11 protein-coding genes are annotated in these 14237 nt (G+C 59.8%); 10 read left to right on the top strand and 1 reads right to left on the bottom strand.

Translation table 11 applies throughout. The features are described from left to right. The first annotated feature begins 6 nt into the window (after nt 1-6). The 5 genes from murD (at nt 7) to murB (ending at nt 6262) form a co-directional block, all read left to right on the top strand. The gene (murD, locus tag ACQZ6F_RS08270; RefSeq protein WP_449092149.1) at nt 7-1419 is read left to right on the top strand and encodes a UDP-N-acetylmuramoyl-L-alanine--D-glutamate ligase; all 1413 of its coding nucleotides are present in this window, start codon (nt 7-9) and stop codon (nt 1417-1419) included. A gap of 1 nt (nt 1420) precedes the next feature. Beyond that, on the top strand, nt 1421-2575 hold the full coding sequence (gene ftsW, locus ACQZ6F_RS08265) for a putative lipid II flippase FtsW (protein ID WP_077469050.1): 1155 nt from the start codon (nt 1421-1423) through the stop codon (nt 2573-2575). A gap of 182 nt (nt 2576-2757) precedes the next feature. After that, on the top strand, nt 2758-3879 hold the full coding sequence (gene murG, locus ACQZ6F_RS08260; RefSeq protein WP_077469049.1) for an undecaprenyldiphospho-muramoylpentapeptide beta-N-acetylglucosaminyltransferase: 1122 nt from the start codon (nt 2758-2760) through the stop codon (nt 3877-3879). Continuing rightward, on the top strand, nt 3876-5291 hold the full coding sequence (murC, locus tag ACQZ6F_RS08255) for a UDP-N-acetylmuramate--L-alanine ligase (RefSeq protein ID WP_449092150.1): 1416 nt from the start codon (nt 3876-3878) through the stop codon (nt 5289-5291). The genes murG and murC overlap by 4 nt, the downstream gene beginning before the upstream one ends. Next, nucleotides 5288-6262 carry a UDP-N-acetylmuramate dehydrogenase gene (murB, locus tag ACQZ6F_RS08250; protein ID WP_077469046.1) on the top strand — a complete coding sequence of 325 codons (975 nt, stop codon included), beginning with the start codon at nt 5288-5290 and terminating at the stop codon, nt 6260-6262. The genes murC and murB overlap by 4 nt, the downstream gene beginning before the upstream one ends. An 89-nt stretch (nt 6263-6351) precedes the next feature. Here the strand turns inward: murB and ACQZ6F_RS08245 are convergent, their stop codons facing one another. Continuing rightward, nucleotides 6352-7683, bottom strand: coding sequence for an MFS transporter (locus tag ACQZ6F_RS08245; protein WP_068398409.1), 1332 nt, complete (start codon nt 7681-7683; stop codon nt 6352-6354). A 255-nt stretch (nt 7684-7938) separates the two neighbouring features. On the opposite strand from ACQZ6F_RS08245, the gene aqpZ reads away from it, so the two are divergent. From aqpZ to ftsZ, 5 genes are all read left to right on the top strand, one after another. Beyond that, nucleotides 7939-8625: an aquaporin Z gene (aqpZ, locus tag ACQZ6F_RS08240; protein WP_077469044.1), complete on the top strand. Its 687-nt coding sequence runs from the start codon at nt 7939-7941 to the stop codon at nt 8623-8625. Nucleotides 8626-8924: 299 nt separating this feature from the next. Next, nucleotides 8925-9851, top strand: coding sequence for a D-alanine--D-alanine ligase (locus ACQZ6F_RS08235; protein WP_449092151.1), 927 nt, complete (start codon nt 8925-8927; stop codon nt 9849-9851). Beyond that, a complete protein-coding gene (locus ACQZ6F_RS08230; protein ID WP_077469041.1) occupies nt 9839-10771 on the top strand; it encodes a cell division protein FtsQ/DivIB in 933 nt (310 codons plus the stop codon). Before ACQZ6F_RS08235 ends, ACQZ6F_RS08230 begins: the two co-directional genes overlap by 13 nt. Beyond that, nucleotides 10768-12099: a cell division protein FtsA gene (gene ftsA, locus ACQZ6F_RS08225; RefSeq protein ID WP_068398421.1), complete on the top strand. Its 1332-nt coding sequence runs from the start codon at nt 10768-10770 to the stop codon at nt 12097-12099. The genes ACQZ6F_RS08230 and ftsA overlap by 4 nt, the downstream gene beginning before the upstream one ends. Nucleotides 12100-12202: 103 nt before the next feature. After that, entirely contained in the window at nt 12203-13936 is a 1734-nt protein-coding gene (gene ftsZ / locus ACQZ6F_RS08220) for a cell division protein FtsZ (protein ID WP_077469039.1), read from the top strand. Nucleotides 13937-14237: the final 301 nt, after the last annotated feature.

Below are 14237 nucleotides of genomic sequence, written 5' to 3'. Positions count from 1 at the left end.
GCGTCGATGATCCCGATCACCACGCTAAAAGGAAAAAAGGTCGCCCTTTTCGGCCTCGGCGGCTCCGGCTTTGCGACGGCGCGTGCGCTGGTCGCGGGCGGCGCCGAGGTCACAGCCTGGGATGACAATCCGGACAGCGTGGCCAAGGCGGCTGCGGAAGGAATAGCGGTCGCCGATCTCAGAACCATCGACTGGAGCGGACTATCGGTTTTCGTCTTGTCGCCCGGCGTGCCGCTGACGCATCCGAAGCCGCACTGGACGGTGGATCTTGCCCGTGCTGCCGGCGTCGAGGTCATAGGCGATGTCGAGCTGTTCGTGAGGGAGCGTCGCGCGCATGCGCCGGACTGCCCGTTCATCGCGATCACCGGCACCAACGGCAAATCGACGACGACGGCGCTGATTGCCCATATCCTGCAATCGAGCGGCCGCGACACGCAGCTTGGCGGCAATATCGGCACGGCCATTCTGACGCTCGACCCGCCAAAGGCTGGTCGCTTCTATGTCGTCGAATGCTCTTCCTACCAGATCGATCTGGCGCCGACGCTCAATCCTTCCGCCGGTATCCTGCTGAACCTGACGCCCGATCATCTCGATCGGCACGGCACGATGCAGCATTATGCCGATATCAAGGAGAGGTTGGTTGCCGGTAGCGGTGTCGCCATTGTCGGTATCGATGACAGCCATTCTTCGCTGATTGCCGATCGCATTGAGCGTGCGGGCAGCAAGGTCACCCGAATTTCCCGTCGGCATGTGCTGGCGGATGGTCTCTATGCCGAAGGCAGCCGCATCATGCAGGCATCGGTCGGAGCAATGACCGAGATATCAGATCTCGACGGAATCCAGACGTTGCGGGGCAGCCATAATGCTCAGAATGCCGCGGCGGCAATTGCCGCATGCCTGGCAGTCGGCGTTTCTCCCGACGATATCCGCGCGGGTTTGAAATCCTTTCCCGGTCTCAACCATCGCATGCAGCCCGTCGGCAAGCGCGGTCGGGTCGTCTTCGTCAACGACTCCAAGGCAACCAATGCCGATGCAGCCGCACCGGCGCTTTCGAGCTACGAGAATATCTACTGGATCGCAGGCGGCCTGCCAAAGGAAGGTGGGATCACGACGCTCGCACCGCTCTTCCCACGCATCGCCAAAGCCTATCTGATCGGCGAGGCAGCGCCTGCCTTTGCGGCGACGCTTGGCGAGCAAGTGCCTTACGAGATTTCAGGCACGCTGGAGCGTGCCGTCGCGCACGCAGCTAACGATGCGGACAAGGACGAACATCCATCCGCAGCGGTAATGCTGTCACCGGCCTGCGCAAGCTTCGATCAGTATAAGAATTTCGAGGTCAGGGGTGACGCGTTCGTCAGCCATGTGGCTGCGATTGAGGGCGTCACCATGCTGATCGGTTCAGCAACTGGAGGCAAATGATATGGTAAGCCGCGTTGAACGTGGGGCCTTGGCCGAATGGTTCTGGACCATCGACCGTGTTTTCCTGGCACTTTTCATCCTGCTGATCGGTATCGGCTTCATGCTCTCCTTCGCGGCCTCGCCCGCGGTTGCCGAGCGCATCGGGCTCGAGCCTTTCCACTTCGTCAAGCGCCACGCCTTGTTCCTGATCCCGGCGATTTCGGCGATGATCGGAATTTCCTTCATGACGCCCCGGCAGGTGAGGCGCACGGCGGTCATCCTGCTGGTCGTTTCACTGGCGATGATGCTCTTTGCCCTGTTCTTCGGCATCGAGGTCAAGGGATCGCGGCGTTGGGTCAATATCGCGGCGCTGTCGATCCAGCCGTCGGAATTCATGAAGCCGGCCTTCGTCGTCGTCTGTGCCTGGCTTTTTGCCGAGCATGCGCGCCAGCCGGAGATCCCCGGCAATCTCTTCGCCATCATTCTCTTCGGCATCGTCGTCGCACTGCTCGTGGCCCAGCCGGACCTTGGTCAGACGATCCTGACGACCGCAGTATGGGGCGGCATGTTTTTCATGGCCGGCATGCCATGGCTATGGATCATCGTCCTTGGTGGCCTTGGCGCAGGTGGCTTTGTCGCGGCCTATTACGTCTTCGATCACGTGGCGCAGCGCGTCAATAAATTCATGACGGGTGAGGGCGATACGTTCCAGGTCGACACCGCCAAGGAAGCGATCATTCACGGCAACTGGTTCGGCGTCGGTCCGGGCGAGGGTATCGTCAAGCGCATCATCCCTGACGCCCATACCGACTTCATATTCTCGGTGGCGGCCGAGGAGTTCGGCGTCATCTTCTGCATGGTGCTCGTCAGCATTTTCGCGGTCCTCGTCCTTCGCGGCCTATCCCATGCCTACAAGGAGAAGAACGACTTCAACCGGTTTGCCGTCGCAGGCTTGGTCCTGCAGATCGGTATTCAGTCGATCATCAATATCGGCGTGAACCTCCAGCTGCTGCCGGCCAAGGGCATGACCCTGCCGTTGATCTCCTATGGCGGTTCGTCCATGACAGCGATCTGCGTCACTGCGGGCTTTATTCTGGCCCTGACGCGCCATCGTCCGGAAAAGCGCGCGCAGGATCGCAGCCTGTTTCGCGTGACGCATGGACTGCCCGCGGAGTAAACGGTCTTGAATTTGCCTGCATTCCATCCCCAAAACCTCCCGTCGTCTGTGCAATCTCCGGTCGCTTTTCCTGGAGTGGCGGTCTATGACGAGGGTTTGGTCCGCGCAGATGACGCGGTGGTGGCGACTTCCTATATTAGGGAGATGCCCCGAGTAATGGGGTGTTCGCGGGAGCGAAAATTATGAGTAAAGGCATTGTCCTGCTTGCCGCCGGCGGAACCGGCGGCCATGTATTCCCGGCCGAAGCGCTGGCTTATAAGCTGAAGGAGCGCGGCTATTCCGTGCACCTCGTCACCGACAGCCGTGCTGAGCGCTACGCCGGCAAGTTTCCGGCCGATGAGATCCATGTCGTGCCGTCTGCAACGATCGGGTCGAAGAATCCCCTGAAGGTCGCGCGTGCCCTGTGGACGCTGTGGACCGGCATGCGCGCCGCGCGCAAATTGATCCAGAGGATCAAGCCGGTTTGCGTTGTCGGCTTTGGCGGCTATCCGACTGTTCCACCTTTGCTGGCCGCCACGCGCATGGGCGTGCCGTCCATGCTCCATGAGCAGAATGCCGTCATGGGCCGCGCCAACAAGATGCTGGCGACGCGGGTGCGCGCGATCGCCGGCGGCTTTCTGACAGACAACGGACCTTTTGCGGAGAAGACTGTCACGACCGGCAACCCCGTGCGCCCGGCCGTCATCGAGGCAGCCAAGCAGCCTTATGTGCCGTCTGGGCCGGACGACCCGTTCAATCTGGTGGTTTTCGGCGGCAGCCAGGGTGCCCAGTATTTCTCCAAGGCGGTTCCGACGGCCATCAGCCTTTTGGAAGAGCCATTGCGCAAGAGGCTGCGGATCACGCAGCAGGTTCGCCCGGAGGATATGGAGACGGTCAACAGCTGCACCAGACGGCTTGAGATGGGCGCCGATGTCGCGCCGTTCTTCAACGACATGGCAGAGCGTATTGGAGCCGCGCATCTCGTTCTTTGCCGGTCCGGTGCCTCCACGGTATCCGAGCTCGCCGTCATCGGCCGCCCGGCGATCCTGGTGCCTTATCCGCATGCGCTCGATCATGATCAGGCAGCCAATGCGGCAGCGCTCGCCGCAACCGGCGGCGTCAAAGTCATCGTTCAATCGGAGCTGACGCCGGAGAAGCTTTCGACGATCCTTCGCGGTTCGATGACGATGCCGGAAAAACTCGCCAAGATGGCCGCTGCCGCCAAGCAAGCCGGCAAGCCGGATGCGGCAAACTTGCTCGCCGACATGGTTGAGGCTATTGCCGGCGGACGTTCAATTCAGCAATTCAAGGGGGCAGGCGTATGAAGCTGCCGAAGGCAATCGGCCTTGTGCATTTTATCGGTATCGGCGGTATCGGGATGAGCGGCATTGCCGAGGTTTTGCATAACCTCGGTCATCGCGTTCAGGGATCCGATCAATCGGAAAGCGCAAACGTGCAGCGGTTGCGCGACAAGGGCATTCCGGTCCATATCGGTCACAAGGCTGAAAATCTCGGCGACGCCGAAGTCGTGGTCGTTTCCACCGCCATCAAGAAGAACAATCCAGAACTCATCGCCGCGCGCGAAAAGCTGCTGCCGGTGGTGCGCCGTGCGGAAATGCTGGCCGAACTCATGCGCTTCAGAAGCGCGATCGCCATCGGCGGTACGCACGGCAAGACCACGACGACATCGCTTGTGGCCACGCTTCTCGAAGCCGGTGGTCTTGATCCCACAGTGATCAATGGCGGCATCATCAACGCCTATGGCACAAATGCGCGTATGGGTGCCGGCGAATGGATGGTGGTCGAGGCCGACGAATCGGACGGCACCTTCCTGAAGCTGCCTGCCGATGTCGCCGTCGTCACCAATATCGATCCGGAACATCTCGACCACTACGGCAATTTCGATGCCGTGCGGGCTGCCTTCCGGCAGTTCGTCGAGAACGTGCCGTTCTATGGCTTCGGCGTTCTCTGCATCGACCATCCGGAAGTGCAGTCGCTGGTCGGACGCATCGAGGACCGAAAGGTCATCACCTATGGTGAAAATCCGCAGGCGGATGTGCGTTTCTCGAATGTGCGCATCGATGGCACGCGGTCGCTCTTCGACGTCGAGATCCGCAGGCGCCGTACAGGCAAGGTGATCCATATCAAGGATCTCGTAATGCCGATGCCTGGGCGCCACAATATCTCCAATGCGACAGCGGCAGTTGCCGTTGCCAACCGGCTTGGCATTTCCAGCGAGGCGATTGCCAAGGGATTGGCCTCCTTCGGCGGAGTCAAGCGTCGCTTCACGCTGACCGGTGAATGGAACGGCATAAAGATCTTCGACGATTACGGACATCACCCTGTCGAGATCAAGGCGGTGCTGAAGGCAGCGCGCGAGGCTTGCAACGGCCGCGTCATCGCGGTGCATCAGCCACATCGATTTACGCGCCTGTCGAGCCTGTTCGAGGAATTCGCCGCCTGCTTCAACGATGCCGACAGCATTTTCCTGGCGCCCGTCTATGCCGCCGGTGAAGATCCGATCGAGGGCGTTGATTCGCAGGCACTCGTTTCGCGAATCAAGGCCAACGGTCATCGCGATGCGCGCTATCTATCATCTCAGGAAGATCTTGCCGCCATGGTTGCAGAGATTGCGCAACCGGGTGATTTTGTGGTTTTGTTGGGGGCTGGCAGTATCACATATTGGGCAGCGTCATTGCCAAAGGAATTGGAAGGCCTCTCGGGTAAGTCCGCATGAAACAGGTAAACGGGGAAAAGCTTCTGGCGTCGCTCGGCGACGGTGTAAAGGATATCAGGGGTCGACTGACGCCGGACGCGCCGATGGACCGCGTCACATGGTTTCGCGCCGGTGGATTGGCGGAACTGATGTTCCAGCCGCACGACACGGACGATCTGATCGCGTTCCTGAAGATCCTTCCGGAAGAAGTGCCGCTGACGGTTGTTGGCGTAGGGTCGAATCTATTGGTGCGCGACGGAGGTATTCCGGGGGTCGTGCTTCGACTTTCCGCCAAGGGCTTCGGCTCCGTCGAGCTTGCCGGCGAAAATCGTATTTTGGCCGGTGCCATATGCCCGGACAAGCACGTTGCCGCCATGGCCATGGATAACAGCATCGGCGGCTTCCATTTCTATTACGGTATTCCGGGGACAATCGGCGGCGCCGCACGGATGAATGCCGGCGCCAATGGCGGCGAAACGCGCGAGCGTCTCATCGAGGTGCATGCCGTCGACCGCAAGGGCGAGAAGCACGTGCTTAGCAATGCCGAGATGGGCTATAGCTATCGGCATTCCGATGCGTCGGAAGATCTGATCTTTACCCATGTTCTGTTCGAGGGCTATCCCGAGGACAAGGCCAAGATCCGTGCCGAGATGGACGCGGTACGCGCGCATCGCGAGACGGTGCAGCCTATTCGCGAAAAGACTGGCGGATCGACCTTCAAGAATCCTGAAGGTCTTTCGGCGTGGAAATTGATCGATGAAGCGGGCTGCCGCGGTCTCGTTATTGGCGGTGCGCAGATGTCGTCGCTGCACTGCAATTTCATGATCAACATGGAACAGGCGACAGGCTACGATCTCGAATATCTCGGCGAGCAGGTTCGCCGCGAGGTTTTTGAACATTCCGGTGTCAAGTTGGAATGGGAAATCAAACGTCTCGGCCACTTCATGCCCGGCCGCGAGGTTCGGCCTTTCCAGGGCGTGACGACGGAATAAGACGCTTCGATCCGTCCGCAGCTCACAAATTGATTCAAGAAAAAGGCCGGGTCGAAACCCGGCCTTTTCAATTGGTTATTTCAAGAACCTCAGATCTCGTCGTTACCCGACAGCAGGATGCCGATCAGCGAGAGCAGGGCGGCCGCTGCCAGATAGTAGCCGACATAGACGAGGCCATAGGTCGTCGCGAGCCATGTGGCGATGTAAGGCGCCAGGGACGCACCGACGATGCCGCCGAGATTGAAGGTCATCGATGCACCGGTATAGCGCACGGTGGTCGGGAAGGGCGCGGCCAGGGCAGCGCCGATCGGACCGTAGGTGAAGCCCATCAAGGCCAGGCCGATGATCGAGCAGGCAAACGCGCCCGCAAGGCCGGCGGTCAGCAGCGACGAATAGAACAGGCCGAAAATGAGGATGCCGATGGTCGTGAGGATCAGGACCAGCCGGCGAGAATAACGGTCGGACAACAGGCCGGAAACCGGGATCATCAGGCCGAAGAAGACGACGCCGACGAGCTGGACGACGAGGAACTGACCCTGCGAATAGCCGAGGCCTGCCGGGAGTGCGCCGGTGCCCACCGGTCGGGTGCCCCAGCTCAGCGTGAAGGCCGTCATCAGGTAGAACAGCACGAAGGTTGCGACTGCAATGATGGTGCCGAGAATAAGGCTGCGGAGGTGCGAGCCGAAAATGACGGCGATCGGAACGGAAACGCGTTCTTCCTTTTCGATCGCACGCTGGAATTCCGGGGTTTCTGTGATCTTCAGACGGACATAGAGGCCGACTGCAACCAGCACGATGCTGATCAGGAACGGGATACGCCAGCCGAAGCTCAGAAAGTCCGTATCGGCCATGCTTTCGCGCAGGATCAGGAAAAGGCCTGCCGAGAGGATGAAGCCGATCGGTGCGCCGAGCTGCGGGAACATGGCATACCAGCTGCGCTTGCCTTCCGGAGCATTCTCCGTGGCAAGCAGCACCGCGCCACCCCATTCGCCGCCGAGGCCGAGACCCTGGCCGAGACGGCAAAGCGCCAGCAATATCGGGGCGAGAACGCCGATCGATTCGTAGGTGGGAAGCAGGCCGATCACGACGGTCGACAGACCCATGGTGAGCAGGGCCGCGACAAGCGTCGCCTTACGGCCGATGCGGTCACCGAAATGGCCGAAGATCATCGCTCCGATCGGGCGCGCAAAGAAAGCGATCGAGAAGGTCGCGAAGGATTGCAGCGTCGCCGAGGTCGGGTCGCTTGCCGGGAAGAACAGCTTCGGGAAGACGATGACCGCCGCCGTTGCATAAACATAGAAATCGAAGAATTCGATCGTTGTGCCGATGAGGCTCGCGATCAGAACACGCGCCGGAGAATTCGCGGCGGCGTTGTTCGATGACGAGGGGGTCGGCGATAGAGGCGATATCGCGTCAGTCATAATCCCACCAATTTAGATGACGTTGAGTTTTCTTAGGGGCTAAAATCTGTGCTTAGCGTAATTTTTGATCAGCGCAAACGCCAACTGCGCAAGAAATCAACGGTTGCATGCTATTATTTAGCCGTAATTGTTGATTCGCGAGCAATTGGGCGAGCGTTTGCCAGGGCGTGGGGATGTCTCCGGCGGGTCTTTTCCGGACCATTTTTCATGGACTGCTGATTTTCGCCTCGGTTGAGGGCAGAGGAGAAGGGTTTCATGCAGAAAAAGCTTATCGCTGAGTTTCTTGGGACGTTCTGGCTCGTATTCGGCGGTTGCGGCAGCGCAATATTCGCCGCCGCATTTCCGAGCCTCGGTATCGGTTTTCTAGGTGTTGCTTTCGCGTTCGGTTTAACTGTCTTGACCATGGCCTATGCGGTCGGTGGGATATCAGGAGGGCATTTCAATCCAGCCGTGTCGGTTGGATTGACTGTGGCCGGCCGTTTTCCCGGTAGCCAACTGATTCCTTATATCGTGGCACAGGTTGTCGGTGCCATCGTGGCGGCAGCCGTGCTCTATCTGATCGCCAGCGGCAAGGCGGACTTCCAGCTCGGTGGCTTTGCCGCAAATGGCTACGGCGAACATTCGCCCGGCGGCTATTCGCTCGTGTCGGCACTGGTGGCCGAGATCGTGTTGACCTTGTTCTTCCTGGTCGTGATTCTCGGCTCGACGAGCAGCAAGGTGCCGGCCGGCTTCGCGCCAATTGCCATCGGCCTGACGTTGACTTTGATCCACCTGATCTCGATCCCGATCACCAACACCTCTGTCAATCCGGCCCGTTCGACAGGGCAGGCCCTGTTCGTCGGTGGCTGGGCGCTGCAGCAGCTTTGGCTGTTCTGGGTTGCGCCAATCGTCGGCGGTGCGCTGGGCGGGCTTGTCTGGAAACTGGTCGACGACAGCGAGTGAGATCAGCGTCGTCTTAATGCTTTCAGGCCCGCATCGGACGTCCGGTGCGGGCCTCTTTGTTTAAAAAATCTAAATGTAGATATTTCAAAAGTAGCAACGCTCTGATTCCAATGGCAGAATTCTTTAAGTCGGTTTGATTCGAATAATTCGATCGTCGGCCGAGCGGCGGAAAGTTAACGAAAGTAAACGCTTCATTAACCTTAATGTCGTTCTAATCGGCCTATTGAAAGCGGAGCTAGAATCGCTGTTAGGCGAGGCTGAGTAACCGCAAAACAGAGATCGTGAGACCGGGGGTATTGATGGGTGGCAAGCATGTGGCTGTCCTTTTGGGCGGATTTTCCTCGGAAAGGCCTGTCAGCCTTTCCTCAGGGAAAGCATGCGCTGACGCCCTTGAAGCCGAAGGCTTTGAGGTCACCCGTGTCGATGTCGATCATGACGTCGCCAGCCGCTTGGCGGAACTGAAGCCCGAAGTCGTCTTCAATGCTCTTCACGGCCCCTTCGGCGAGGACGGCACCATTCAGGGCATCCTCGAATATCTGCAGATCCCTTACACCCATTCCGGCGTGCTCGCTTCGGCTCTTGCGATGGATAAGTCGCGGGCAAAGACGGTCGCCGCTGCGGCCGGCATTCCGGTTGCCGGCTCAGTTGTCATGGATCGTTTCGATATTGTCGGCGAACATCCGATGAAGCCGCCCTATGTCGTCAAGCCGGTGCGCGAAGGATCGAGCTTCGGTGTCGTGATCGTCAAGGAAGATCAGACGCATCCGCCGCAGATCGTTACCTCTTCGGAATGGCGTTATGGCGATGAAGTGCTCGTCGAACGCTATATTCATGGCCGTGAGCTGACTTGCGGCGTTATGGGTGACAAGGTTCTCGGGGTCACTGAGATCGTGCCGCTCGGCCACAGCTTCTATGATTATGATGCCAAGTACGCCAAAGGTGGATCAAAACATGTCCTCCCGGCGGAAATTTCACCGAATCTTTACCAAAAGATACAAACATTATCGTTAAGGGCGCATGAAGCTATCGGCTGCCGCGGCGTCAGTCGATCTGACTTCCGTTTCGATGATCGCTTTTCCGAAGAAGGTGAACTTGTCTGGCTTGAGGTTAACACTCAGCCCGGCATGACCCCTACCTCGCTGGTGCCTGAAATGGCCGCTCATGCCGGCTACTCTTTTGGTGAATTTCTCCGGTGGATGGTGGAGGACGCGTCTTGTTTGCGCTGACGGTCAAAAATATGAGGCGGTCCCGTCATCGCGTCCCTCTCGCCATCGATGATGTCGAGGATGCGTTCGTTCTGCCGCGCCCGCTTCGTCGCGCCGTGCGCTTCCTGGTCAGCCTTGGCTCCGGGCGCGTCAATATTCCCAATCACACGGGTACGGTTTCCGCCCTGCTGCTGTTTGCTGCCACGGGCCTCTACGGCATGTCGGTCGGTGGGCATGGTCAGGCCGTTGCGGAAGCGACGACGTCCGCGGCCGGTTTCGCCATCGAAGATGTCAAGGTTTCCGGTAACGACGAGACATCGGAAATCGAGATCCTGCAGCTGCTCGGCCTCGACGGCACGACATCGCTTGTTGCGCTTGATGCCGATGCGGCACGCCTGAAGATCGCGAACCTGCCCTGGGTGCAGACCGTCCAGGTTCGCAAGGTCTACCCGAAGACTGTCGAAGTGAAGCTGACGGAGCGTAAGGCCTATGCCATCTGGCAGCATGGTTCCGAGCTTTCCCTGATCCAGAAGGATGGCAGCGTCATTGCGCCGCTGCGGGATAACAAGTTTGCAAAACTGCCGCTCTTTGTCGGTCGCGATGCTGAAACCGCCGCCGCTTCTGTCGATGATGTCTTTGCCAAGTGGCCCGACATTCGCAACCATGTGAAGGCCTTTGTGCGCGTCGCCGGGCGCCGCTGGGATCTGTATCTCGACAGCGGCGTCATCATCAAATTGCCGGAAGATAATATCGACGGCGCGCTCGCGCGGCTCATCGATCTCGACAAGGATCAGAACCTTCTGCAGCGCGATATCGCTGCCGTCGATCTTCGTCTCGACGATCGTACCGCAATAGAATTGACCCCGGACGCAACGCTTCGCCGCCAGGCCGCCGTCGATGCGAGAAACAAGGCTTTGAAGAAAGCAGGGCAGGATACATGAGCTTATTCGGTTCGTCCCATTTCGGCCTGCCGCGCTTGAAGCCGCTGTCTTCGAAGCGATCGCATATCGTGTCGGTCCTCGACATCGGCTCGACCAAGGTCGTCTGCATGATCGGTCGGCTGACGCCGCGCGAGGAGAGCCAGGTTCTCCCGAACCGCACGCATAATATCGAGATCATCGGCATCGGCCATCAGCGTTCCCGCGGTATCAAGACCGGCGTCATCGCCGATCTCGACGCATTGGAAAGTGTCGTCCGGCTTTCGGTCGATGCTGCCGAGCGCATGGCGGGCCTCACCGTCGACAGTCTGATCGTCAATGTTTCCGCCGGCCGGCTCGGCAGCGATATCTATACCGCGACCATCGATCTGGGCGGTCAGGAAGTCGAAAGCAACGATCTCAAGAAGGTTCTGGCTGCGGCCTGCCAGCAGTCGATCCGCCAGGAGCGCGCCGTGTTGCATTCGCTGGCCACGGGCTATTCGCTTGATGGCGAACGCGGCATTCGCGACCCGCTGGCAATGTTCGGCGATGCGCTCGGTGTCGACATGCATGTGGTGACGGCTGAGCGCGCAGCTTTGCGCAACCTCGAGCTCTGCATCAATCGTGCGCATCTTTCGGTGGAAGGCATGGTGGCAACACCTTATGCCAGCGGCCTTGCCGCGCTCGTCGACGACGAAGTCGAGCTTGGCTGCGCTGCGATCGACATGGGTGGTGGCACGACGACGATTTCGGTCTTTGCCGAGGGTAAGCTGGTACATACCGACGCGGTCAGCCTCGGCGGCCATCATGTCACCACCGACCTTGCGCGCGGTCTTTCGACCCGCATCGAGGATGCCGAGCGGCTGAAGGTGGTACACGCTTCGGCGCTGGCAAACTCCTCGGATGAACGTGAACTGATTTCCATCCCGCCGATCGGCGAAGACGAGCGTGACCAGCCGACACAGGTGCCGAAGGCTCTGGTGTCACGCATCGTCAAGGCCCGTATCGAAGAGACCCTCGAACTGATTCGCGATCGCATTCAGCGCTCGGGCTTCAGCCCGATCGTCGGCAAGCGTGTCGTTCTGACCGGCGGTGCCAGTCAGTTGACCGGTCTGCCCGATGTGGCGCGTCGTGTTCTTGCCCGCAATGTCCGCATCGGTCGCCCCATGGGCGTATCCGGCCTGCCGACGGCGGCCAAGGGGCCGGCCTTTTCGACGGCGGTGGGCCTGATGATCTATCCTCAGGTCGCAGACATGGAGACACACGCGCCGAGCAGCGGACTGCTCTCGTCGCTTGGAGGGAACAACAGCCGCATCGGCCGCGTCGGCCAATGGCTGAAAGAGAGTTTTTGAGTGCCTGATCCCGGGAATGTTTCCCGGGGCAAGCGTCAGGCAAGTGAAATCGAGTGAATTGGCCGGCGTGGCGATGCGGCCATAAAGAGAAGGAACGGGTACAATGACTATCAAGCTGCATAAGCCAGATATCACCGAGCTTAAGCCGCGTATCACCGTGTTCGGTGTTGGTGGCGGTGGCGGCAATGCCGTCAACAACATGATCACGGCAGGCTTGCAGGGCGTCGATTTCGTCGTCGCCAACACTGATGCCCAGGCGCTGACCATGACGAAGGCGGAGCGGATCATCCAGCTCGGCGTCAACGTCACGGAAGGTCTCGGCGCCGGTTCGCAGCCGGAAGTCGGCCGTGCAGCTGCCGAAGAGTGCATCGATGAGATCATCGATCATCTGAACGGCACGCATATGTGCTTCGTCACCGCCGGCATGGGCGGCGGCACGGGTACGGGTGCTGCTCCGGTCGTCGCACAGGCAGCCCGCAACAAGGGCATCCTGACCGTCGGCGTCGTCACCAAGCCTTTCCACTTCGAAGGCGGCCGCCGCATGCGTCTCGCCGAGATGGGCATCCAGGAACTGCAGAAGTCGGTCGACACGCTGATCGTCATCCCGAACCAGAACCTGTTCCGCATCGCCAACGACAAGACGACTTTCGCCGACGCGTTCTCGATGGCCGATCAGGTTCTTTATTCGGGTGTTGCCTGCATCACCGACCTGATGGTGAAGGAAGGTCTCATCAACCTCGATTTCGCCGACGTTCGTTCGGTCATGCGCGAAATGGGCCGTGCGATGATGGGCACCGGCGAAGCTTCCGGCCAGGGCCGTGCGATGCAGGCTGCTGAGGCCGCTATCGCCAACCCGCTGCTCGACGAAACCTCGATGAAGGGCGCACAGGGCCTGCTGATCTCGATCACCGGTGGTCGTGACCTCACCCTGTTCGAAGTCGATGAAGCCGCGACCCGTATTCGCGAAGAAGTCGACCCAGACGCCAACATCATCCTCGGCGCAACCTTCGACGAATCGCTTGAAGGCATCATCCGCGTCTCCGTCGTTGCAACCGGTATCGACCGCGCAATGAACGAAGCAGCCGACCGGGGCATGGAGTTCCGCCCGGTGGCAAAGCCGGCTATCCGTCCTTCCGCGGCCGCCGCTCCGGCAGCGGCCGCAGCTCAGCCTGCCCATGTCGCGCAGGCCTACACCGCACCGGCCGCTGCTCCAGCTCCCCGTACCGTGGATCCTGTCGCGCAGACGATTCGTGCGGCGGAAGCCGATCTCGAACGCGAACTGGAAATCCAGATGGCCCGCCAGGCTCATGTCCAGCAGCAGCCGGTCATGCAGCAGCCCGCAGCACAGGAAGACAACTTCCGTCCGCAGAGCCGCATCTTCGCAGCCGCGCCTGAAGCCCAGCCTGTCCGTCAGGCTCCGGTTCAGCCGCAGCCGGCTCCGGTCATGCATCAGCAGCCGATCATCCGTCAGGCTCCTGAGCAGGTCCGCATGCCGAAGGTGGAGGACTTCCCGCCGGTGGTTAAGGCTGAAATGGAACACCGCGCCCAGCCGGTTGCCGCTCAGGCTGCCGAAGAGCGCGGTCCGATGGGCCTGCTGAAGCGCATCACCAACTCGCTTGGCCGCCGTGAAGAAGACCCGGCGTTCGACGATATGATGGCTTCCACCAACACTGCTGCTCCGCAGCAGCGCCGCGCGCCTTCGCCGGAAGCTAGCCTCTACGCTCCGCGTCGCGGCCAGCTCGACGACCAGGGCCGGCAGGTTCCGTCGGCACGCATGGCAAGCCATGAAGACGATCAGCTCGAAATTCCGGCCTTCCTGCGCCGCCAGTCGAACTGATCCGACATTGGGCAGCCTTTTAATAGGTTGCTAACCATCCTGACGAAATCCGGGGCTGAAAAGCTCCGGATTTCCTTATTTTAGACTTGATGCCGTATCTGAAATTATCCAGCAAATTCAATCAGCTGCTTTCGTAACAAAGCGAAAGAAACAGTGATTTGGAATGAGATGCCTCGGCGAGTATGTAGAGAACAAGCAAGCCTGCGGAATCACATTCGTCGATGAATGTATGTGACGCCCGCGGCAGGATTAACAGACTGAACCGGCAATATGGGTAAGTGTCCGAAGAATGACCGCCCCA

The organism is Rhizobium sp. A22-96 (assembly GCF_053521805.1).
Note: the sequence above shows the minus strand (reverse complement) of the source record. Positions and strands in the feature narration are given on the sequence as shown.